The organism is Leptospira meyeri, assembly GCF_004368965.1.
GTDB classification, from domain to species: Bacteria; Spirochaetota; Leptospiria; order Leptospirales; family Leptospiraceae; genus Leptospira_A; species Leptospira_A meyeri.
Map to the genome: position 1 here is coordinate 717,131 of NZ_SORO01000001.1, position 21,118 is coordinate 738,248.

The following is a 21,118-nucleotide window of genomic DNA, read 5'->3' on the forward strand; positions in this document are numbered from 1 at the left end:
AATTACTTCCTAAGGCCGAGTTTTTCAATCAGCTTTTTATAACTTTCTACGTTGGATCTTTTCAAATATTCCAACAAACTCTTTCTCTGGTTCACCAATGCGATTAGACCGCGGCGAGAGTGAAAGTCCTTCTTGTTCGCTTTGAAATGCTCAGTAAGGTCTTTGATGCGAGAGTCGAGAAGAGCAATTTGTACTTCTGCAGAACCTGTGTCGTTTGGTTTGCTACCGAATGTAGCAATGATCTGCTGTTTTTGTTCTTTTGTGATCATATTAGTGTCCAGATTTTAAGAAGGACTCATTTAGAAAACATAATTTTTGCGGCAGGGTCAAAAAATACTTTTCTGTACCGGTAGGGAATGTGCTCCGGTTTCCCTTCATAATCACACCAGGCAAGAATGGTAGTTTCGTCAGCGTCCACGATATAAAACCCGTTTTCTACAGGAATCGGGAGTTTATTCCAAATATATCCCCCGTGGATGACAGCCTTTTTTTCCTCCGCATCCACGATCCTTACAGGAAGTGGGAACACCTCTTTCCAATTTTTTAGGTCTTTCGGGGAAATTTGGTCTAGGGTTTTCACTCCGTTCAAATGGAATTCGCCAATGGATTCCCGCACAAGCCTGCCAAGGGAAAGAGGGATTCCCCATTTTTCAGAAAGATCTAAAATGATTTTTCGAATGTACGTCCCAGAACTCACATGAATCCGAAACGAAAATCCAAGTTCTGTCTGCAAAACATCTTCCACTTTGTAGATTGAAATGGGTCTTTCTTTTTCCTCTACTACGAGTCCCTCTCGAACCAGATCCGACTGGCGTTTCCCACCCACTTTTAGAGCCGAAATTTTGGGTGCTTTTTGGGAAGTAAGTGTTGTGAGTTGTGTTAGTTCTGCGAGCAATCGTTCTCTTGGAAATTCGGAGACAAAACGAGGAAAGAAGATTTCCCGATCGTCAACTTCCACTACCCCGTCGGGATCCCCAGAATCGGTTTTTAGGCCGACCACAACTTCCGCAAAGTAAGACTTATCTTTTCCTAAAAACACTTGGGAAAAGGCAGTATAATCCCCACAAGGCAAAATGAGAAGGCCTTCGGCAAACCTGTCCAAGGTACCAGTATGGCCCACCGATTTCTGACCTAAGATCCGTTTGGTTTTTAGAACCAAATCGGAACTTGTGATTCCCGGTGTTTTGTAGACAAATAAAAAACCAGAATGATAGGGTTTAGACATAGGATAGAATCACCTAATCAAAGTGAGTTGTGATGAACATATTACCACTCGAAGGAATAAATTCCTTCGTTTTCAATATTTTACTCTTCGTCCTCAGTATTACTAACTGCTTTCGTTTGGGATGGAGAATCCGTATCGGAGTCATCACCTGCTTCTTCGGTTTCGGATTCTTCTGGGTGAAGTTCTTCAAATAAAGTTTTGGGAGCAGATTCATCAATGAGACGATTCACTTCCAAACTTTTGATGTAATTGTTATCCCAGACAAAAGTAAATTTTGGATTGGTATGGAGGTGAAGATTTTTTCCCACAAGAGAGGAAAGAAAACCAGCACAAGAAACAAGTCCTTGTGTGAGTTTTTTTCTTTCATTGTTATTACAAAGAGCCGTGAAATAGACCTTCGCATATTGAAGGTCTTCACTGATCTCAATCCGATGGAAACTAGGTAAAAAGACTCTGGGGTCCTTTACCTTACCTTCCAAAATCGCTGTGGAGATAAGGCGAATGATCTCCGATTCGAGTTTTTTCATTCGAATGGGATTCATTTAAGCCGCCTTACAGTTTACGAGCAATCTCGCGGATCTCGTATGCTTCGATTTCATCACCTACAGAAAAGTCGTTGAACCCATCAAGTAAGATACCGCACTCAAATCCAGTGAGAACATCTGCCACATCGTCTTTCATACGTTTGAGGTTTTTGATCTTACCTTCCCAAGTGATTTCACCAGACTCGCTCGAGATGACTCGAACGTAAGCTTGTTTCGTGACCTTACCAGATTTCACCATACAACCTGCAATGTTACCAACTTTAGAAATTTTGAATACGTCTCGGATTTCTACCTTACCGATTACGTTTTCTACTTTTTCAGGTTCGAGCATTCCTTCCATGGATGCTTTCACTTCGTTGACCACATCGTAGATGATACTATAGTATTTGATTTCTACTTTTTCTTTCTCAGCAAGAGATACCGTTTTTGGATTCGCACGTGTGTGGAAACCAATCACAATTGCATTGGATGCCGATGCCAAAATGATATCGGAATCTACTATGGCTCCTGTTCCCGCATGGATTACGTTGAGACGAACATCAGCAGTAGAAAGTTTTTCCAACGCTTCTTTAACGGCCTCTGTAGATCCACGAACGTCTGCTTTGATGATGACTTTGAGTTCTTTGAGAGCACCTTGTTTAATGATCTCACTCATGTTATCGAGTGTGACACGTGTGGCCGCATTTTTCGATTGGCCAAGTCTTTCATAATCTTGACGGCTATGAGAGATAGTTCTTGCTTCTTTGTCATCAATCACCACATCAAATGGTGCTCCTGCATCAGGAACTCCATCAAGTCCTGTCACAAGGGCAGGGAAAGATGGACCAGCTTCACGGATGGAATGACCAAGGTCATCATACATGGCTCGCACACGACCGGCATGAACTCCCGCAACAAAAGCATCTCCTACACGAAGTGTTCCGTTTTGGATGAGAACCGTTGCCACAGCACCACGACCTGGATCGAGTTTTGCTTCCACAATGGTTCCTTTTGCTTTACGTTTTGGATTGGCTTTGTGATCGAGAAGTTCTGCTTGAATGAGAAGCATCTCGAGAAGTTTATCAATTCCAATGTTATTTTTTGCAGAAATATCACAATAGATGGTTGTTCCGCCCCACTCTTCTGGTTGTAATCCATAGTTAGAAAGTTCTTGTCTCACCTTTTCTGGATTCGCTGCTGGTAAATCAATTTTGTTTACCGCAACAATGATGGGAACTTCTGCTTCTTTTGCGTGGTTAATGGCTTCAATCGTTTGAGGCATCACCCCATCGTCTGCAGCAACCACTAACACAACAATGTCAGTTACGGAAGCACCACGTGCTCTCATAGAAGTAAAGGCTTCGTGACCAGGAGTATCGAGGAAGGCAATTTTACCACGGTTGGTTTCTACTTGGTAGGCACCAATGTGCTGCGTAATTCCACCCGATTCCCCTTCTGCAACCCTTGAAGAACGAATGGTATCCAAAAGTTTTGTTTTACCATGGTCAACGTGACCCATGATGGTTACGACAGGAGGACGAGTGATATAGTCTTCCGGTGCATCCTTTTCTTCTTCGATCACAGTTTCATCGTAGAGGGAAACAATCTTCACCTTACAACCGTAATCATCTGCGAGAATGGATGCAGTTTCTGCATCGATCACATTATTGATGGTGACCATCATCCCCATTTTCATGAGTTTGCTGATGACTTCACCAGGTTTTAAATTCAGTTTTTTAGCGATCTCTCCCACCTGGATATTTTCCAAAATGGAGATTTCTTTAGGTACAGCAGCAAGAGCTGCGGCCTGCGCTTTTTGTTTGCGGAAGGATTGTTTGAAGAACTTTGTGTTTTCGTTTTCTTCCCTTCCGCCCTTTTCTTTATCAAATACTTTCTTTTTGGCGCCACTTGCTCCACCGGCACCGGCTCCCGGAATGCCACCGGGTGCACCGAACGGAGCATCTCCTGGAGGTCTTCCACTACCAGGACCACCTTGTCCAATGGGTCTTGCCCCACGGTTTCCTTGGTAACCACCAGGGCCACCTTGTCCAGGTCCGCGATTCCCTTGGTAACCACCAGGGCCGCCTTGTCCAGGTCCACGATTCCCTTGGTAACCGCCGCCGCCTTGTCCAGGTCCACGATTCCCTTGGTAACCGCCGCCGCCTTGTCCAGGTCCACGATTCCCTTGGTAACCGCCACCGCCTTGTCCAGGTCCGCGATTCCCTTGGTAACCGCCACCGCCTTGTCCAGGTCCACGGTTCCCTTGGTAACCGCCACCGCCTTGTCCATCTTGCCTTTGTGGCCGTGGAGTGGTTGGTCGAGACACAATTGGGTTTCTATCTTCTTTTCTAAAATAACCTTGGTTTCCTCCTCCTTGGCCTTGGCCACCACCGGAACGGTAGTTAGGAGAAGAAGTGTCACCAGAAAGAATAGACTCGGGTTTTCTGTCCATCGGGGGTCTTTCTCGTTCTGGTTGTGGTTCCGGTTTTCTTTCTGGCCGGGACACAATGGGTGACGCTTGGGAAGGAGCTTGCGGACCGGAACCTAGTCCCTGTCTTTTGGCTTCCTCACGAATGAGTTCATTCAAATCCTTTTTTTTATCCGAAGCGGATGCAGAAGGTTTTACTTCAGGCGCTGCGCTTTGAGGACTCGCACTGGATTCTTTTTTCTCATCTGCAGGTGCCGCTTTTTTCTTGATGACAAGTTTTTTCTTTGTTTTGTCACCACTGGCTCCCTGCTGGAGGGTTTCTTTTATCGATTTTTGCTCTTCCATAGTATGCCTTAAAACTTAACCCTCTTCTACCCATTCGATAGATTCACGAAGCAAACGCAAAATTTGTTCTGCTGTTGTTTTCCCGATTCCGGAAATTTTCGAAAGTTCCTCTTGGCTGAACTCGAGAAGGGTTTCCACGTTTTTGATCCCGCCGGCTTCGAGAAGACCAACGATCCTTGGAGTGAGTCCAGGTACCTCGGATAACGGAGTGTATCCGGAATCCTCTTCTTCCTCTTCTGCACTTTCATTATATTGGTCTTCCGATTCTTCCATTGCCTCTTGTTGGGCATTAAAGAGTCGATCCAGTTTTTCACGAGCTTCCGGCGAAGCCAGTTCTTGGTTGTATTGGGATACAGTTTTGATATCGATTTTGAAACCGGAAAGTTGAGATACCAATTTTACGTTGGATCCGTTGATTCCGATGGCAAGAGAGAGAGATTCATCTGGAACGATGACAAGAGCATCTCCTCTTTTTCTATCCACATGCACTTCTACTGGTTTTGCCGGTGAAATTGCATTGGCAATGAATACACTTGGTTCATCTGAGTGAAGGACGATGTCGATTCTTTCGTTTCCAAGTTCGCGAACGATCGCTTGGATTCGAACCCCTTTCATTCCCACACAGGCACCCACAGGATCTACATCAGACTTACTAGTGGTGACTACCACCTTTGTTCTGTAAGATGGAATGCGGGCTACGTCTCTGATTTCCACAATGCCATCATACACTTCGGGAATTTCCATCTCGAAGAGTTTTTTAACAAAATCACCAGACGCACGAGAGAGCGTGATGACAGGCATTGGTTCGCGAGGCCTGAGTTCCACACGAGAAATGATGGCTTTGAGACGATCCCCTTGGCGGTATTTTTCACCAGGGTTTTGGTCCTTTTTCAGCATGATCCCTTCTACCTTACCGAGGTCGATGGACATGATGTCTTTTTTCCAACGTTGGAAATAACCGTGAGTGAGTTCGCCTTCTTTTGATTTATACTCTTGGTAGAGTAATTCTTTTTCCATATCGCGGAGACGTTGGAAAACCATTTGTTTGGCTTGGCTAGAAAGAACCCGAGATAGGTCTTGGGGTTTTTCAAACACACGTATTTGGGTTCCCACTTGTGCAGAAGGATCCAATTTGGTTGCCTCTTCCAGAGAAATCTCTAGAGGGTTTGTTGTTTTATCTTCTACCACGTCACGAAGGACAGAGATGATGATTTCGTTTTTGTTGTCGGAACCGAAGTCTACTTGGCAACGATCATCTGTTTCTGCTTCCAAACCAACCTTTTTGCGATAGGCGGCGAGAAGTGAGTCACGGATGACACCGAGTACGAGTTCTCTATCAAGAGATTTATCCTGACAGAATTGTTGGATGGCTTCGAATAGCCCAGTTTCTTTCGTTGCTTGTTTTGTCGCCATAGTCTTAAATTTCTAAATACAAATTTCCCTTTCGTATTTCTGCGATGGGCATAGATACCGATTTTTGGTTCTTTTTGTGTCGAGTTTTACGATCGTAAAGCGTAAGCTCAACTGAATCCCCCGAAACCGGTCCCAAACGATACAATCGTTTGTCCCATTTCCCTGCTTCCAGCGGCACTTCTAGTTTGACTAAAAGTCCTTGGAAACGACTTAAATCCTCCGGCAGACGCAAAACACGTTCTGCTCCTGCGGAGGAGACTTGGAGAGTGAAATCAAATTCCTCTCCCCATAAATCCAGCTCCTCTTTGAGTCTCCTAGACACAGTCTCACAGTCTTCCAAACTAGCGGAGCCAGTTTTGTCTGTGAGATGATCCAGTTCTATCTCAATGAGGGCGTGGTTTTTCCGATTCTGTACTTGGAGCGAAAAAAGCGCTAGAGGTGGAGCGAGAACACGTAAAATAAGTTCTCTGATGTTTTCCTCGGTATATACCAAACCATTTCCAAAAGATTCCAAAAGGAATCCGTATAAGAGACCCAGCTCATGCTAAAATTTAACATGTCTACTGTCAAGCTAGGAAAAGCGAGTTGTCCTGTAAATAAAAAATTAGGGAATGGATGTTGCACCATGCGAACCCTTTACCTTTTCCTCACCCTCATCTTTTCCGTATCCTGCCTTCGTTTTCGAGTGGAAAACTTAAAAGAAGAAATCCTTTTCCGGATCCCACTGGGACAAACAAATGAGAGTTTTGAGGGTGTTGTGGTGAACCAAGTACTCACCAACGTTCCATTGACCATCCCCAACTCCTCCAATATTAGCGCAATGGCGGATAATAAACAAGCCGTAATCAAACTTTTTGACAGAAATGGAAGGCTTGATGCCACACTCGGGAACCCTGATTTCAAATCAGTTTCCGGAATTCCGCATTACCCATTTCGATTTGGTGGGATTGGAATCGTGGCCATGAACGAAGATGGAGACCTGATTGTACAAAATAGAATTTCTTCCAAGGGAATGGAACTACCCCAAGGCCAAGAAAACCTATACAAAACGTACAGTGGTTCCTTTTCTACCCAAGGAACTACGGTTCTTCCTTCCTTTCTTGTACAAATTTCACAAAAAGGTGTCGTGAAATTTATGTTAGGGGCTTCTGGAAAAAACTCCGAACCATTTCGTTACATTGAATTCATTCTCCCCGGGGAAGGCGAAAAGTTATTTGTCTACCATCGCATTGCAGAAGAAATGCGACTTTCTTATTTTGAAGAAGGAGAACTCAAAGGGAACCTAAAAGAATCAGGCCTTGATGTATTTGCCAGTAATGATGCCAAAGAATATGACATCACCCTAGACAAACTCCTCCCACATCCAGAAGGTGAGTATGTTCTCGGATCGTTTAGTTATTATTCGAAAAAAGACAAACGGTTTAAGTTCCGAAGGATCTTTCGTTTTGTTTTTGATTCCAAAAGTTCGCAAATGTTAAAAGAAATCCAGGACCCTTCTGAAATTTTATTTTCCATTCGTAACAACGGGGAATTTTATATTTGGGAAACAGAAGACGGTGGGAATGCAGCAAGGCTCCAAGTCCATGACAAAGAGGGAAACCATATCAATAACAAAAGGATTCCTTTTTCCAGTCCCCGTGGCCAATGGCGAGAAACCTATACAGATGCTTTTGATAATATTTATTCGGTTCGCATTCGCGCAGGGGCCTTGGAAGTCTATCGTTGGATTTAAATGAAACAAAATCCTCTTTTTACCAATAAAGAATCCAAAGCACTAGATGCTCTCACGATAAAAGAACTTGGGTTTCGGGAAGAAACCCTAATGGGAATGGCCGCCCTTTCTGTATTTCATGCCAATGAAGATTTATGGAAAACCGCAGAATCCATTTGGATCCTTTCTGGAACGGGAGGAAACGGAGGGGATGGTTATGCCCTTGCTCATATTCTTCACCAAGAAGGATATAAGGTTCGTTCGTTTTCGACAGCACCAAACAAGTCAGAGGCGGGAAAGTTTTATGAATCCTTGGTTTCTAAAACTCTGGGTGCGATTGGAACGATTGATGATTTTTATGAGGAATGGGAAGAAGCAAAAGAAGACTCGGTTTTACTTGTAGATGCCCTTCTGGGAACCGGATTCCAAAACGAACTTTCGGAAGAACTCACAGAGCTGATAGAAACCATCAATGAATCCGATGTCTTTTTTTACCGGTTGTCACTGGACAGTCCCAGTGGTTGGAATCCGTATCTACTCGGCGATCCAGACTCCAAGGCCAATAGTTTTGTTTTTGCTGATTCCATTGAAGAACTCGGAACAAGGAAATGGGAAAACGTAGGGTTTATCTATGAAAAAGATTCCATCATTCCAAGATACTATGAATCGATCGGGTTTCCCATCCACACCCACCTAAGTGATATTACATTTTCAAAACGATATTATTTTGAAGCAGATCCCGAGTCTGCCATCCAAACCCTTAAAAGAAAAAATAAAGACCATAAATACAGTGCAGGTTCTGCTTTATTTTATGGAGGTTCTGATGGAATGGAAGGAGCCATCCTCCTTTCGGAACAGGCCTTCTCTAGACTTGGTGGAGGGATTAGTAAAATTTTCTCCCCATCTTTAAAAATCAGTTCCTTTGTTTTAAAAGAAGATCTTTCCAAAATGACCAAAACAAGTTCTCTCACAGAAACTTTCGAAGATCCGTTTTTAAAAAAAACAAAGACCGTCGTTGTGGGTCCAGGCCTTACCCAATACCCAAATGATCTAGGTGGATGGACTGTTCCGGAAAATTTACGTTTGATTTTAGATGCAGGTGCCATTCCAACAAAAGGAAGTCCCCTTCCAAAGGGAAACCAAATCCTACTCACTCCCCATGTCGGAGAACTGAATCGAATGACGGGAAAAACTCATAACTCTGTGCAGTCCGCCTACGATACATTAATCGAATACTGCTCACAAAACAATGTTTATGTGCTACTCAAATCCTTTGTGAGTTTACTCGTTTGTCCAGATGGTTCTTCTTATGTTTGGGAATCACCCAATCCCAAACTAGCGACTATGGGAACGGGAGATTTATTATCAGGAATTTTGGCACGTTACTTAAGTTTGGATTTAACAATCCCTGAATCTGTACAGTTGGCTTTATCATTACTCGACCACTCCAAACAATTGGAAGAACCCTATCCTTCTGCCCACCAAATCCTAAAGTCTCTTGTGGAGTTAGTGTGATGGGAAAAGGATACCACTCACGTTCACCAGAAGAATTTCGCGATTACCTAAAACAAATCGGTGATAAAAACAAAAAAACAAGATGGAGACAAATTGTTCTCCTCATCGATTTGGTTTTGGTTGTTCTCATTTTTTACATTGGGTTTCGAGCTTTGAATCCTGGGAGTTTCCAAAACAGAACCCAGTCCGACAAACAGATCGTAGACGGATACCCTACTTATTTAAGTTTATCCAGAGAGGAAGATGAAAAGTTCCAAGGTTATTTTTTATTTATAGAAAATAATACAAAAAACCAAATTCAAGTCCCAAACCCGAAGTGGAAGTCCGAGTTTCGAATCAAAACAAGACAAGGAGTTTTGTGTTTCCAGGAGGATATCCTTTGGGAAACCAGAGTCATTCCCCCGAATGCAAATGGATTTTTATACCATTCTGTTTCCAAAGAAAAATGGAAGTCCTTGGTCGCAGATTGCCGAAAAGAAATTTTTGATGAAGAAGCTTCTGTCTTTCGCTCCAAGTTTCGTTCTTTGGATTTAGGATTTTATTCTCAAGTGCTTGTCCATTCAGAAGACAGAACGTATACGTTTCAAATCAAACAAAGGCCATACAAGTAAGATGCGTTGGGCAAAGATTTGCCCAACTTTCATTTCGATTTCTACTAGCGAAGGTTACCGACCATTGGGCTGCAAGGAGCTCGATACAACGACTCCCCCGACCACGATCAAAACCGTGCCGATCAAAACTTTAACAAAGTTCAAATCTCTCCACTCTGAAAAAACAATAGCTCCCAGGATGACAGCAACGATGGCATTGGAATTTGTGAGAGGGGCTATAACTGATACCGGTAATTTTAAAACCGAAATACCATAACTCATACAATATATCGCAGTAGACCAGGAAAGTCCCATAAGAAAAGCAAAGAGTCCACCATTGAGAGTTACATCTTTCATTCCACTTTGGAAAGCAAAAACAACTCCATAACAGAAAATGGAAAACCCAACAAAGACCAAGTAGATTGGCAAACTAATTCCCGCACGTAGACTTAATTTCATGATGACAGTTTCCATTCCGAGAAGCAAAGCGGGAAAAACCCCGCCGATCAGTATTGTTCTAAGTTCCATATCTATTTTTAACCATTGTTATTGGTTCACCACTACCGCAGGGTATTCTTCCATATAACTTTCTCCGTTCACACCGTAGTAAACAACCTTACGACCTAGGAAATCAACATCGTATCCAATCACTCCTGCTTCCCAAGCTGCGTTCAGAAATTCAGGGAAACTGCTTCGGCCTTCCTGATCGGTGCGAAGTGCGGTGATGAGTGCGTCCCTATTGAAGGGAGGAATCTCATGAACCCCGTTTACAAGGGGAGTTCCTTGCTGTAAAACTGAGCCATCTTTCATATAGTATACTGATTGGCAGGAAGGCAGAGACCAACGGTTCGTCACCACTCCTGCATTTCGTAGGACCTCCGCAAGTACAGGGAATCCTCCTACTTTCGGGCGAATGGACATCGCAAATTTTTGCGCTTCGGTTAGTTTTGTTGTTAGGTTGGTCATTGTGTTCTCCTCATTCAATTGGGTTTAAGTTTAGTTTATGTGTTTCTGCTAGTTTCACGAGAATCTTCCGAAGTTCGTCTTTCTCCGATTTGGAAAGCAAAGAAAAAAATGCGAAATCGTTTTCATCTGCAATCAATGAAAGTTTCGGAACAAGTCGGAGCCCCTCTTTTGTGAGTTTGATTTCTTGGTAACGCCGGTCTTCACTTGCTTCTTGGCGACTCACTAGGCCTTTGTTTAGTAGCCTGTCTATGAGTTTGGATACAGCTCCGCGACTGAGTCCTGTGATTTCTGCCACAACACTAGGCGAAGTGTTAGTGTCATAAGAATACATTTCCCGAAGGATCACCCATTCGGCTACTGTCACATCCAAAGTCGCAAGTTTTCCCGCAAAAGAATGAGAAACAGCATTGGAAACAACCCGCAAATGGTATCCCAGATGGGATTTCAGATGGGATTTCAAGTGGCTTGGTTCTAAATTTTGTTTTTTACGCACAGGTTGACAATAGTTTCCTAGGAAACCATTGTCAAGGAAATTAATTTGCAAAATGATTACGGTCTAGAAAATTTTTATAATAAATTCAGAAGGCGAATCGAGAAGGAAGGGAATATTTTCAAAATTTATAAACCATCTCCATGCGAGAGGGATACGACGGGCTTGGTCTGACGCATGTCAGACGGGAGCGAACGCGCACCCCAGAGTAGCCCGGTCCCGAAAATTGATACAAATCGCTCGCCAAACAGTTATGATGTTTGTTTTGTGGTTCCAAGACAGACCAAGGTAAGCCGGAGAAAGATTTACGATTATGTTTATTTACGGCTATCGTATCGGAACAAAATCCGTCCATCCCAGATCCCTCTTCATTAAGACAGTTAACCACTGCAGAACATATTACTTTATGTGATTACATATATAAAAAATAAATTGGTGGTGATTCAAAGATAGACCAGTGCATCTTTTGCCATTCATTTCAATTCTTCTTGCAATCTAGCCACAGTGGTTTCTAAAATTGTGGTTCTGGCAAAGTATTTATCATTGGCTGGGATTAAAAACCAAGGTGATTTAGGAGCATCCGTTTTTTGAAACATTTGATTAGCGGCTTCTTCATAGAGGGGCCATTTGTCACGGTTACGCCAATCTTCGTCTGTAAGTTTCCAACGTTTGAGTGGATCATTTTTTCTGGTTTCAAATCGAAGTAATTGTTCTTCTGGATCAATGTGTAACCAAAATTTAATGACAATGGTTCCAAAACTCACCAGTTGTTCTTCAAAGAGTAAAATTTCTTCATAAGCACGAGACCACTCAGATTCCGTAGCAAATCCTTCCACTCGTTCGACAAGGACTCGACCATAATAAGAGCGATCAAAAATTCCAACATGGCCTTTTTTGGGAATTCGGTTCCAAAACCTCCAAAGATAATGGTGTTGGATCTCTTCTGCGTTAGGTGCTGAAATATTATGAACTTCAAATAAACGTGGATCTATTTCTTGTGTGAGCCTTCGAATGGAGCCACCCTTTCCTGCTGCATCCCAACCCTCAAAAACAAATAGAATGGGTCTGTCTTTTGCTTTAGAAAGAAAAGTGAGTTCCCGAATTTTTGTTTTCAAAATTTTCATCTTCACTTGGTATTCGTCAGGTGATAGAACTTGTTTCATATCTAATTGTTGTAAATGGAGGATACGATTTTGGATTGAATTTGATTTCATGGAATAAGCTCCATACCATGATTGATTGACTGTAAGGCACTTCTAGAATCAAATTGTAAGATTCTTTCCAAACGTTCCAAGATGGCCTCAAAAACAAGAAGTTTTGTATCGTCTTTTTTATCACAGGAAATGATTTGCCAAGGAGAATCAATGGTTCTGGAAGAACTCAAAATAGAATCAAAAATTTCAAAGTAACGATTGTAATGTTCTCCTTGGTCTTTGTCAAAACGAGACAATTCCCATTCTTTTTTTTTCTTTTTGGAATCCTCTAATCGTTTCTTTTGATCCTTTTTGGAAATATGCAAAAAGAATTTGTGAACAATGATTTTATCTTTCGAAAGGATTCTTTCCGTATTCAAAATGGATAACAGTCGATGATCGTATTCAGCTAGGTTTATTTTTTTTTCAGAGCGAAGGTATGCCAATCGACTGTAGTATGTATTGAGATAAAATAAAAACTCACCATACCGAGGCACCACTCGCCAAAAATTCCAAAGAAAAGGATATCCCCTGTCCTCGGACTGGTCTACATAAGGAGAGTATACCTTAAACTTTCTTGGATCCAGACGTATGGTCAAAGATTGCAAAATCGAACCTTTGCCTGTGGAAGCAAAACCTTCGATTAAAAAGATATGAGCAATTTTTTGTTTAGAACTCTCTCTTTGTAAAAGAAAAAATCGTTCTTGTAAATCGGTCAGGTCGCTAATCGAATATTTGGGAACTTGGTTGGTTGGATGTCTTTCTAAAACCACAACCAAGGATTGTAAGTAAGATTTGGAAAAAACCTATCCTTTTTTTGGAATGTCTCTTACATGGGCCGAGGAAAACCAGGGCCAGTGGCTCTTGCAATATGTTCGATTCCCTTCTCTTGGTTTTCATACCGAGGGATCAAATGAACGTGCAAGTGAGGAACTTTTTCCGCAATGGCTACAATGTACATTTTTTCTGGTTCTTGTTTTTTTAATATCTCTGTGGCTTTGTAAAGAGCCCTTCCATAATTTTCAAACTCCGCCAAAGACAATCCAAACCACGATTCTAGATGTTTGCGATGTTCCATGTACAAATACCCTTCTAGGTTTTGGTCAGCTTTTCTGAGGATCCAATCTTCATTTTGAAAAAGAATTTGGCTTTCATTTTTATGTGCTTCGCAGATGGGACAGTTCATCATTCTTCCCAAATTGGCCGATAGGTTAAGAGATGAGAATCCATTTTTTTATCTTCCTTGTCTTCATAACCATGTGTGTTGGACCCACTTTTGCTCAAACGAAGGGAGATTCACAAGAACCTTTGACAGATTTGATTTATTCTCTTTCTGAAGTTGTTTTCTCAAACCCATTTCGAAAAGAGGAAACAGAAATTCGAAAACGAATTTCGGAAGCCAATGCTTCTGAGGTGAGAGAGCTTCGCATCCAATTAAAAAACCTACTTCGTTCTGGATCTCTCACGAAAACCGATGCAAAAGAAAAAAACAAAAACTTAGAATCTTTTGTGACTTCCTTAGAAGGTCTTTCCAGCTTAGGAGGTTTTCTTTGGAAAGACGAAACAGGGACTGTATACCAATGGGGAGATTGGTCGGATTTTTATGAAGATGGATTCTCAAAAGACAAACTCCGACTGGAAGGCCAGATCCCTTCCTTTGTTTACGACCGTGGCTCTGTTTATTTTTTTGTCAAAAACCCTCCCGGCTCCCTTCCCGCCGAATTTGGATTTTTAGGTTGGGAATCACACTTCTATGCTTTTGGTGATGAAGGTTCCTTACGTTACACCAATGATTTCCATTTAGATCCGTCAGAAAGGCTTGGCGATTTTCGAAAGGCCTTCGATTCCATTCGAAAAAAATTCCCTGGTTCACAAATCATTACTGCCAATGACCTGACCATCTTTATCGTTCCCGGCGAACCAAAACCCATTTACTATGTATTTTTATTCCTAAGGTTGTTCCTAATTGGTTGGACCCTCCTCCTCGCAAGTTACATCATTCGGATGAGCCTTTCGCATCCAAAAAATCATTTGCCCGAACACAGGGCCCCCTTATCCTGACAATACATCCCGTCACCATGCCCTGGTAGTTCAACGGATAGAACATCGGTCTTCGGAACCGACAGTGGGGGTTCGATTCCCTCCTGGGGCACCAGTTTATCAATAACAACCAATTCCAACTAACAGAACAAAGCTGGGAATCGAACAGTTTTGTGAGCCAAATTGTTGCGACCCATAGAGAGCAATGATTTGGTTAAGCCGACCCGGACGGGAGGCGACGAACAAAACCGTGCCTCGGAGCGCAGGTGAGCCATGACGGCGAACCAGCAGAGAGGGCGATTCCCTCCTGGGGCACCAGTTTATCAATAACAACCAATTCCATCTAACAGAACAAAGCTGGGAATCGAACAGTTTTGTGAGCCAAATTGTTGCGACCCATAGGGAGCAATGATTTGGTTAAGCCGACCCGGACGGGAGGCGACGAACTAAACCGTGCCTCGGAGCGCAGGTGAGCCATGACGGCGAACCAGCAGAGAGGGCGATTCCCGAAAATGGGATATAGAATGAAACCTATCTTCCGTTTGGCGGTCGCTTCTCGTTTTGAATTTCGGGACCAGGCTACTTTGGGGTCCGCTTCGCTCCCGTCTGCCAAAGGCAGACCAAGCCCGACGTATCCTTCTCGCGGGGGAGACATTATTTTTATGATTCGATTGATGAAATGGAAAAAGATTATCAGGATTATCTCAAGTTTTATAACAACAAAAAATTCTCACTAGGAAGGAAACTGAATGGCAGAACTCCATATCCAGTTTTCCGAGATAGGTTCCGAGGATAAGAAAGGGAAGAAGTTTAATAATCTAAATTGTGTAATAGGCTTGTGTAAGATCCATAGAGTTAATTATTTCGAATTAGTTCAGTAAAAAAAAGGTTTTCATTAACTTTAATGCAATTTTATTTAAATTCCTTATTTGCTTATCGACTCTAACGTATTTATTTATTTCCGTTACGAGATTTAATCTGAAAATCTGCTTTTAATACATTTCTTTTTGCATCGAATCCTACTGAAGCGAATGGCAATAAACCGATAATAGGGTTAGTGGACAATATTCCGGACAAGCTAGATAAATAGACTAAAGCCACAATCCTCCCATTTCGAATTTGTTTTTCAGTTTTTTTTATTTTTAAAAACAAATCAAATTCATTTAAATTTAATTCAGGACATTCATAATATTCTTTATTTAAATCTGACTTTAATTCGCAATTTAGTATATTATATTCTAAATTCTTTTGATTTGAGCCAAAATGCATTGTTACTTCCGAATACTCACTAGTTCGAAATGGACGTATATGATATTCTCGAATAGTAATTTCACCACAATAAATACCCTTAACCAAAGATAAGAAATATGAAGCCTCATTAATATTAATTTTTTTTTCATTATATGCTGAAATTTTACATTCCTCAACACCGGCAACCTTTCTTTCCATGTTTAAGTATATTTGAAAATTGTGATCCGTAAACTCATGAAAGGTGATTTCTAAATTACCAATTTGATCTTCGGGTAAATTATGGTTTCGTTCATTAATTTCCTTCTTAAAGCATCCTGTTACTAACAATATTTCAATAAATAGCAATAGACTTATGAATTTAATTTCCATTAAAACTGCACCAAATCATCATCCCCAGGGCAACTTTGTCTTTCTGATAAACTAGTATAAATATCAGCAACTGCCAAAAGTATGCCAACTGGACCCAATACTTCTTTTAGTAACGTCCCATCTTTTAACCCAATACTCATTAATCCGCCACCACTTCCAACTACAGTGCTACCTCCAAAACCAACTTCTTTTCTGAAATCTTTTGCATCCTTTCTGTTTGTATTACAATTTCGTTTTGTTTGCACACTTTTACAAATTGGATTTGAAAAATGGCAAACACCAGAATTTGCAATCATATCTTTAATACCTAGAATAATATTTCTAGATGATAGATTTTTAGACAAGTATTCTCTCGTTTGTTCGGAACCAACATGTTTTCCTAATTCCTTATTTTCTAAGCGATCAACAATTTGCCGAATGCCAATTGCATTAATTTTTTTAGAAATACTCTGCATAGAAAATCTACCATTCACATTACTACCAAAATTTCTTCCCATGGCATGCCCAACAATCCGATTGAACATATGAATGATACCTGATAAACTAGGGAAATTTCCAGAACTGTCTACAAACGCAATCGGATTCCCTTCCACATACATCATCCGGTTCATCCCTTGCTCTTTATCTGGAAACACCATACCATCGTTACTCGCAAATCTTCCTAAACTAGCATCATAATATCTAGCTTTGTAATAATACAACCCACTTTCCTGGTCTTCTTCTTGTCCCGTATATTTGAATTTTGTAATATCAGGTCCATAGGAATCAGTTCTTAGAATTTCCCCATATGGTTTGTATGTGATATGACTTTTACCACCTCTTTCCCCTCCCGCAAGCACATTCCCATTTCCATCGGTAATCATGGTAATGCTACCCAAATGGTCTGGATGGAAGAAATACATTCCTGACACTCGTGCAGTGTCTATGTGTTTTTAGGGCGAGTCCCGAAAATGGGATATAGAATGAAACCTATCTTCCGTTTGGCGGTAGCTTCTCGTTTTGAATTTCGGGACCAGGTCACTTTGGGGTCCACTTCGCTACCGTCTGTCAAAGGCAGACCAAGCCAGACATGCTTTGAATCCACCGACATGGACCTCATTCTCCTCATGATTTTTTTTTATAAATCACAAGTTAAAAAATTTGTAACCGTATTTTATATAACAAATTAGCAAAGTCCACTACTGATTTTCTGATTTACGTTCTCGACAGAACCGAAAGTCTGTAATAAAAATGATTCCTGATCATCCAGTCAATTATGCGCAAATGGTATTAGATAATTCCACTGACGCCATTGTACTGATGGGAACCAATTATTCTGTCCTAGCCTTCAATCAAAATTTAGATACCACCATCCAAGAATACTCTGGAAAGATTCTAAAAACAGGAGATGACTATCGAGATTTTGTCATTGCCGCCGACAAAGACGTGTTTTTTGAACTCTTCCAAACTGCAGTTCGTGGGGAAAGTGTTACAATCGAACGGTTAGCCAGTCTCAACCAAATTTCCGTTTGGTATGAATACAAAATGGCTCCCACTTATGATAAGGACAAAAACCTTTTAGGAGTCTGCTTACGTGCAAAGAATATCGATGCAAAAAAGAAAATGGAAATTGCTCTTTCCGAAAGTGAACAGAAATTTCGTAACCTAATAGAATCAGCACCAAACGCCATACTGATCGTAGACTCTAGAGGAAAAATCATTCACTGCAATTTAGAAACAGAAAATACCTTTGGATTTTCAAGAGAAGAAATCATCAACCAATCAGTAGAACTCCTCGTACCCTTCCATCACAGAAATGGTCATGATCGTATGATCGAAGGCTATTTCCAATCGCCGAGACCTATGAGAATCGGAAAAGACCAAGTGACGACAGCGGTAAAAAAAGATGGAAGCGAAATTTTTGTGGAAGTGAGTTTGAATGGTTTTGTTGTCAACCAAACAAGTTACGTATCAGCAATCATCGTGGACATCACAGAAAAAGTATTGGCGGATCAAAAAATCAAAAACCAAATCCAAGAATTAAAAGAAATCGCAAGAATCCAATCACATGAGATTAGAAGTCCACTTTCGAATATCCTTGGCCTTGTCAATCTTTTGGAATCGGGAATGCCAGAAGAAACTAAAAAAGAAATTTATACACACTTACGAAAGTCAGCTACCGATCTAGATACTTTAATTTGTGGCATAGTAAAAAAAACTGCCATCAGTCTCTCGCAATAAAAAGTATCAAAGTTTTCCAAAAGCCAATCCTTAACTGTATACTTTTTAATTATACAACTGTATACTTTACTAAATCCTTCTTTCGGATAGAATCGAATCATGAACCAAAGCCTATTCATTGTCGATGCTTTTACGAATTCTTTATTTTCAGGAAACCCAGCAGCAGTGTTATTGCTTTCGGAGTGGCCCGAAGACCAGTGGATGCAGAATATCGCGAAAGAAAATAATCTTTCAGAAACATCCTTTCTAGTAAAAGAAGGAGATGATTATCGAATTCGTTGGTTCACACCTGGTGTAGAAGTTGATCTTTGTGGTCATGCAACTTTAGCAGCAGCTTATGTTTTAAAAAATTATTATGAAGAAAGTCGAAATGAGTTTCAATTTTTTTCTAAATCAGGACCTTTACCCATAATGATCAAAGAAAATTTGATTTATCTCAATTTTCCGATCTATCCTGAATTCAGTAAAAGCAAAACTATCGATCCAAAAGAAATGGTTTCCATATTGGGGAGGGAACCAGATGAAATTTGGGAAGGAAAAGATACCATTTTTGTCTATCAATCAAAAACAGATATAGAAGCTTTAGTTCCAGATTTTACAAAGCTAACAAAAGTAAGTACAAATAGAGGTTATATTGCACTATGGATCAATCGTTTCGGCTCCGAAAATACAGACTATGAATTCCGATTTTTTGGACCAGGACTCGGGATTCCAGAAGATCCAGCCACGGGTTCAGCACATTGTAGTTTGGCTCCCTTTGTTGCAGAGAGGTTAGGTAAAAACCAATTTAAATCGCACCAGAAATCAAGTAGAGGAGCTGAATTTTTTATCGAACTTCAAAAGAAACGAGTGTCCATAGGTGGATCTGCCGTTTTGTATCTTCAAGGTAAAATCAAAATTCCAATTTAAGAATGGAATGCGCAAGCGATTGCAGCGGAAATCCTTTTGCAAAGCAAAAGATTGGAGCGTAAAGCGCGGTCGCCGTTAGGCGATGCGCCCCACCCAAAAATTAAATTTGGAAAAAAGCAACATCTCGTTTCAGATTGTTCGCTTGATCAGAAAGGGCCGAACAAAGTTTATCAATCTCACCAACAAACTGATTCAGATACTCAGTTCCTTCCGAAATGGTTGCAATGCTATGCGACAATTCGAATGACGTACGTGCTTGTTCTTCTGTATTTTGTTCTATTTCCAAAGCAGAACGAGTTAAATTTCCAAAACCTTCCTTTACATCTTTTGCAATAAACATCTGTTTTTTGGTCATTTCAGAAGATACTTTTATGAGTTGGACAGTTGTTGTAACTGCGGTCCCAATTTGAGAAAATGTTTTTTCTGTATTGGATACAGCAGACCTACCTGACTTGGAAGCTTCATATGCTTTGTCTACAGCTTCTAAAATTCTTTTTGTATTTTGAAGAGTTTGTTCACCTAGTTTTGAAATTTCGCTGGCAACTACAGCAAAACCACGTCCCGCTTCTCCAGCGCGAGCGGCTTCTATAGATGCATTGAGAGATAAAAGTCCAATTTTATCGGAAATATCGCTAATGACTTGGATGACATCAGCCGTATGTTCTACACTCGTTTCAATTTCTTCCATCGCAGAAAGTGTGGAGTGTAATGCATTTTGGCCAGAAAGAATTTCCTCTTGCATTTTTTTAGTTTCCGCTTCTGTTCGTTCCATAGAAGAATGAACGTCAACTAACACTGATTCCATTTCGATCAAAGACTGGAGCGAAGACTGAGTAATTTCATTTTGAGTTTTTGCACTTATTGCAGTAGAGCGAATACTTGCAGACATTTCTTCAACTCCCGCTGACATCTGTTCTGTAGAGGAAGCTTGTTCCATCATAGCCTGTGCAAGTCCTTGGGTTTGAGAAGCTATCACTTTTGAATCCTTACTTACACGCTCCGCCTCGCTAACGACTCCTGCTGTGATTTTTCGAATGCTCTCAATAAAAGAATTTAGGGATAAACTTCCTAACCCAAGTTCATCGGTGGAAATCATAGCAACTGTATTGCGAAGGTCTCCATTGGCAAGGCCTTCATAACGTCTTACCATTTGGTCTGTGTTAAACTTTAATGACCGAACAAACAAAGAAGTTAAAATATAAATAGCAATACATATAAACAATGCCAGTAGACCAATCGTGATCCCCGTATTTTGTAATTGGATAATTCCCGTTACTTGTGTACCAAGTAAGTATCCAAGAGTTGTCACACTCATGCTAAAAACAGCAAACATTGTAAAAAACACTCTCGGGAAAATTCCGATTTTCGGGATCTCTTTCAATGGCAAACTTAATTCTTTTAAAACAGATTGCGACAAAACGGGTGCCAACCTTAACTCAGTAAGAAAAAAATGAGAAACACCTAATACCGGATAAATGATGATAGGCAAAACTGCATAAGGAATGATTTCAACGAGAGTTGGTGTAAAAAAAAGAAACGTGATGAGAGCTGCGAATGGAATTCCAAGAGACCACTGGATAAGAAAATAACCCGAATTATTTTTCGGAAATTTTAAGAGTCGAATTTTGATCTCTTGTTTTTCTTCGACTGTCTTTTTCGAAAAATTTTCAGGGATGGTTTGGGTAATGAGATTTCTCAAACGAAAAAAACGAATGGTGGGAACAATATAGGAAATCGTAAGCGAAATTGTTGCACCAAGCACAACATATACCGCCTTTTCAAAGTTATACTCTCCTCCAGAAACAATAAACAAAACTGCAATGGGAACAGCCAAAATTGAGGTTAACAATTCCAAACCCAATGTCAATTTCCAACAAATCGAAGTGATTTCCTTTTTCCCCATTTTGTTTTTTCCTTTTCAAATCTAGT

23 protein-coding genes and 1 tRNA gene are annotated in these 21,118 nt (G+C 40.9%); 9 read left to right on the forward strand and 15 right to left on the reverse strand.

What is annotated here, in order from left to right; translation table 11 throughout:
• Positions 1-2 precede the first annotated feature (2 nt).
• From rpsO to rimP, 6 genes are all read right to left on the reverse strand, one after another.
• A complete protein-coding gene (rpsO, locus tag CLV96_RS03400; RefSeq protein WP_004788297.1) occupies positions 3-269 on the reverse strand; it encodes a 30S ribosomal protein S15 in 267 nt (88 codons plus the stop codon).
• Between the two features lie 26 nt (positions 270-295).
• Complete coding sequence (gene truB / locus CLV96_RS03405) at positions 296-1,225, reverse strand: tRNA pseudouridine(55) synthase TruB (RefSeq protein WP_004788436.1); 930 nt, start codon at positions 1,223-1,225, stop codon at positions 296-298.
• A gap of 80 nt (positions 1,226-1,305) precedes the next feature.
• Complete coding sequence (gene rbfA / locus CLV96_RS03410; protein ID WP_004788953.1) at positions 1,306-1,767, reverse strand: 30S ribosome-binding factor RbfA; 462 nt, start codon at positions 1,765-1,767, stop codon at positions 1,306-1,308.
• Between the two features lie 10 nt (positions 1,768-1,777).
• The gene (gene infB / locus CLV96_RS03415) at positions 1,778-4,522 is read right to left on the reverse strand and encodes a translation initiation factor IF-2 (RefSeq protein ID WP_004789277.1); all 2,745 of its coding nucleotides are present in this window, start codon (positions 4,520-4,522) and stop codon (positions 1,778-1,780) included.
• Between the two features lie 15 nt (positions 4,523-4,537).
• Complete coding sequence (gene nusA / locus CLV96_RS03420; RefSeq protein ID WP_004788843.1) at positions 4,538-5,935, reverse strand: transcription termination factor NusA; 1,398 nt, start codon at positions 5,933-5,935, stop codon at positions 4,538-4,540.
• Positions 5,936-5,939: 4 nt separating this feature from the next.
• Complete coding sequence (gene rimP / locus CLV96_RS03425) at positions 5,940-6,449, reverse strand: ribosome maturation factor RimP (protein ID WP_004788649.1); 510 nt, start codon at positions 6,447-6,449, stop codon at positions 5,940-5,942.
• A gap of 111 nt (positions 6,450-6,560) precedes the next feature.
• On the opposite strand from rimP, the gene CLV96_RS03430 reads away from it, so the two are divergent.
• Genes CLV96_RS03430 through CLV96_RS03440 form a run of 3 tightly spaced genes read left to right on the forward strand, consistent with a single transcriptional unit; the run spans position 6,561 to position 9,772 of the window.
• A complete protein-coding gene (locus tag CLV96_RS03430; RefSeq protein ID WP_004789218.1) occupies positions 6,561-7,667 on the forward strand; it encodes an LIC_12708 family protein in 1,107 nt (368 codons plus the stop codon).
• Positions 7,668-9,161: a bifunctional ADP-dependent NAD(P)H-hydrate dehydratase/NAD(P)H-hydrate epimerase gene (locus CLV96_RS03435; protein ID WP_004789029.1), complete on the forward strand. Its 1,494-nt coding sequence runs from the start codon at positions 7,668-7,670 to the stop codon at positions 9,159-9,161.
• Positions 9,161-9,772 (forward strand): hypothetical protein, encoded by a 612-nt coding sequence (locus CLV96_RS03440; protein ID WP_004788450.1) that lies wholly within the window; start codon positions 9,161-9,163, stop codon positions 9,770-9,772. Before CLV96_RS03435 ends, CLV96_RS03440 begins: the two co-directional genes overlap by 1 nt.
• A 54-nt stretch (positions 9,773-9,826) precedes the next feature.
• Here CLV96_RS03440 and CLV96_RS03445 read toward each other — a convergent pair whose 3' ends face one another.
• The 6 genes from CLV96_RS03445 to CLV96_RS03470 form a co-directional block, all read right to left on the reverse strand.
• A complete protein-coding gene (locus tag CLV96_RS03445; RefSeq protein ID WP_004788295.1) occupies positions 9,827-10,279 on the reverse strand; it encodes a hypothetical protein in 453 nt (150 codons plus the stop codon).
• An 18-nt stretch (positions 10,280-10,297) separates the two neighbouring features.
• Complete coding sequence (locus CLV96_RS03450; RefSeq protein WP_004788647.1) at positions 10,298-10,717, reverse strand: DUF1398 domain-containing protein; 420 nt, start codon at positions 10,715-10,717, stop codon at positions 10,298-10,300.
• Between the two features lie 10 nt (positions 10,718-10,727).
• Entirely contained in the window at positions 10,728-11,210 is a 483-nt protein-coding gene (locus CLV96_RS03455; protein WP_004788510.1) for a MarR family winged helix-turn-helix transcriptional regulator, read from the reverse strand.
• A 470-nt stretch (positions 11,211-11,680) separates the two neighbouring features.
• Entirely contained in the window at positions 11,681-12,421 is a 741-nt protein-coding gene (locus tag CLV96_RS03460; RefSeq protein ID WP_004788905.1) for a UDP-galactose-lipid carrier transferase, read from the reverse strand.
• Entirely contained in the window at positions 12,418-13,179 is a 762-nt protein-coding gene (locus CLV96_RS03465) for a polyphosphate kinase 2 family protein (protein ID WP_004789254.1), read from the reverse strand. The genes CLV96_RS03460 and CLV96_RS03465 overlap by 4 nt, the downstream gene beginning before the upstream one ends.
• 50 nt (positions 13,180-13,229) lie before the next feature.
• Positions 13,230-13,586 (reverse strand): HIT family protein, encoded by a 357-nt coding sequence (locus CLV96_RS03470; protein WP_004788997.1) that lies wholly within the window; start codon positions 13,584-13,586, stop codon positions 13,230-13,232.
• Between the two features lie 32 nt (positions 13,587-13,618).
• On the opposite strand from CLV96_RS03470, the gene CLV96_RS03475 reads away from it, so the two are divergent.
• From CLV96_RS03475 to CLV96_RS03485, 3 genes are all read left to right on the forward strand, one after another.
• Entirely contained in the window at positions 13,619-14,461 is an 843-nt protein-coding gene (locus tag CLV96_RS03475) for a hypothetical protein (protein WP_004788934.1), read from the forward strand.
• 19 nt (positions 14,462-14,480) lie between these two features.
• A tRNA-Arg gene (locus CLV96_RS03480) sits at positions 14,481-14,555 on the forward strand.
• A gap of 409 nt (positions 14,556-14,964) precedes the next feature.
• Positions 14,965-15,177: a hypothetical protein gene (locus CLV96_RS03485; RefSeq protein ID WP_004789123.1), complete on the forward strand. Its 213-nt coding sequence runs from the start codon at positions 14,965-14,967 to the stop codon at positions 15,175-15,177.
• Positions 15,178-15,391: 214 nt separating this feature from the next.
• Here CLV96_RS03485 and CLV96_RS03490 read toward each other — a convergent pair whose 3' ends face one another.
• Positions 15,392-16,060: a hypothetical protein gene (locus CLV96_RS03490; protein WP_004788988.1), complete on the reverse strand. Its 669-nt coding sequence runs from the start codon at positions 16,058-16,060 to the stop codon at positions 15,392-15,394.
• On the reverse strand, positions 16,060-16,962 hold the full coding sequence (locus CLV96_RS03495) for an RHS repeat domain-containing protein (protein ID WP_004788411.1): 903 nt from the start codon (positions 16,960-16,962) through the stop codon (positions 16,060-16,062). The genes CLV96_RS03490 and CLV96_RS03495 overlap by 1 nt, the downstream gene beginning before the upstream one ends.
• 60 nt (positions 16,963-17,022) lie before the next feature.
• On the opposite strand from CLV96_RS03495, the gene CLV96_RS03500 reads away from it, so the two are divergent.
• The 3 genes from CLV96_RS03500 to CLV96_RS03510 all read left to right on the forward strand — a co-directional run bounded on the left by CLV96_RS03500 (position 17,023) and on the right by CLV96_RS03510 (position 19,189).
• The gene (locus CLV96_RS03500; RefSeq protein WP_004788286.1) at positions 17,023-17,229 is read left to right on the forward strand and encodes a hypothetical protein; all 207 of its coding nucleotides are present in this window, start codon (positions 17,023-17,025) and stop codon (positions 17,227-17,229) included.
• A gap of 61 nt (positions 17,230-17,290) precedes the next feature.
• Positions 17,291-18,280 (forward strand): PAS domain S-box protein, encoded by a 990-nt coding sequence (locus CLV96_RS03505; protein ID WP_004788661.1) that lies wholly within the window; start codon positions 17,291-17,293, stop codon positions 18,278-18,280.
• A 99-nt stretch (positions 18,281-18,379) separates the two neighbouring features.
• The gene (locus CLV96_RS03510) at positions 18,380-19,189 is read left to right on the forward strand and encodes a PhzF family phenazine biosynthesis protein (RefSeq protein WP_004788607.1); all 810 of its coding nucleotides are present in this window, start codon (positions 18,380-18,382) and stop codon (positions 19,187-19,189) included.
• A 100-nt stretch (positions 19,190-19,289) separates the two neighbouring features.
• Here the strand turns inward: CLV96_RS03510 and CLV96_RS03515 are convergent, their stop codons facing one another.
• Positions 19,290-21,092 carry a methyl-accepting chemotaxis protein gene (locus CLV96_RS03515; protein WP_004788847.1) on the reverse strand — a complete coding sequence of 601 codons (1,803 nt, stop codon included), beginning with the start codon at positions 21,090-21,092 and terminating at the stop codon, positions 19,290-19,292.
• Positions 21,093-21,118: the final 26 nt, after the last annotated feature.

Bases quoted from the DNA above. Each gene is read 5' to 3' on its own strand.
- rbfA (WP_004788953.1), bottom strand. From the start codon at position 1,767: ATGAATCCCATTCGAATGAAAAAACTCGAATCGGAGATCATTCGCCTT.
- CLV96_RS03445 (WP_004788295.1), bottom strand. From the start codon at position 10,279: ATGGAACTTAGAACAATACTGATCGGCGGGGTTTTTCCCGCTTTGCTT.
- CLV96_RS03450 (WP_004788647.1), bottom strand. From the start codon at position 10,717: ATGACCAACCTAACAACAAAACTAACCGAAGCGCAAAAATTTGCGATG.
- CLV96_RS03435 (WP_004789029.1), top strand. From the start codon at position 7,668: ATGAAACAAAATCCTCTTTTTACCAATAAAGAATCCAAAGCACTAGAT.
- CLV96_RS03495 (WP_004788411.1), bottom strand. From the start codon at position 16,962: ATGTATTTCTTCCATCCAGACCATTTGGGTAGCATTACCATGATTACC.
- CLV96_RS03515 (WP_004788847.1), bottom strand. From the start codon at position 21,092: ATGGGGAAAAAGGAAATCACTTCGATTTGTTGGAAATTGACATTGGGT.
- CLV96_RS03510 (WP_004788607.1), top strand. From the start codon at position 18,380: ATGAACCAAAGCCTATTCATTGTCGATGCTTTTACGAATTCTTTATTT.
- CLV96_RS03485 (WP_004789123.1), top strand. From the start codon at position 14,965: ATGAAACCTATCTTCCGTTTGGCGGTCGCTTCTCGTTTTGAATTTCGG.
- CLV96_RS03460 (WP_004788905.1), bottom strand. From the start codon at position 12,421: ATGAAATCAAATTCAATCCAAAATCGTATCCTCCATTTACAACAATTA.
- CLV96_RS03505 (WP_004788661.1), top strand. From the start codon at position 17,291: ATGATTCCTGATCATCCAGTCAATTATGCGCAAATGGTATTAGATAAT.
- CLV96_RS03440 (WP_004788450.1), top strand. From the start codon at position 9,161: ATGGGAAAAGGATACCACTCACGTTCACCAGAAGAATTTCGCGATTAC.
- CLV96_RS03475 (WP_004788934.1), top strand. From the start codon at position 13,619: ATGAGAATCCATTTTTTTATCTTCCTTGTCTTCATAACCATGTGTGTT.
- CLV96_RS03470 (WP_004788997.1), bottom strand. From the start codon at position 13,586: ATGAACTGTCCCATCTGCGAAGCACATAAAAATGAAAGCCAAATTCTT.
- infB (WP_004789277.1), bottom strand. From the start codon at position 4,522: ATGGAAGAGCAAAAATCGATAAAAGAAACCCTCCAGCAGGGAGCCAGT.
- CLV96_RS03500 (WP_004788286.1), top strand. From the start codon at position 17,023: ATGAAACCTATCTTCCGTTTGGCGGTAGCTTCTCGTTTTGAATTTCGG.
- truB (WP_004788436.1), bottom strand. From the start codon at position 1,225: ATGTCTAAACCCTATCATTCTGGTTTTTTATTTGTCTACAAAACACCG.
- CLV96_RS03490 (WP_004788988.1), bottom strand. From the start codon at position 16,060: ATGGAAATTAAATTCATAAGTCTATTGCTATTTATTGAAATATTGTTA.
- nusA (WP_004788843.1), bottom strand. From the start codon at position 5,935: ATGGCGACAAAACAAGCAACGAAAGAAACTGGGCTATTCGAAGCCATC.
- rpsO (WP_004788297.1), bottom strand. From the start codon at position 269: ATGATCACAAAAGAACAAAAACAGCAGATCATTGCTACATTCGGTAGC.
- CLV96_RS03430 (WP_004789218.1), top strand. From the start codon at position 6,561: ATGCGAACCCTTTACCTTTTCCTCACCCTCATCTTTTCCGTATCCTGC.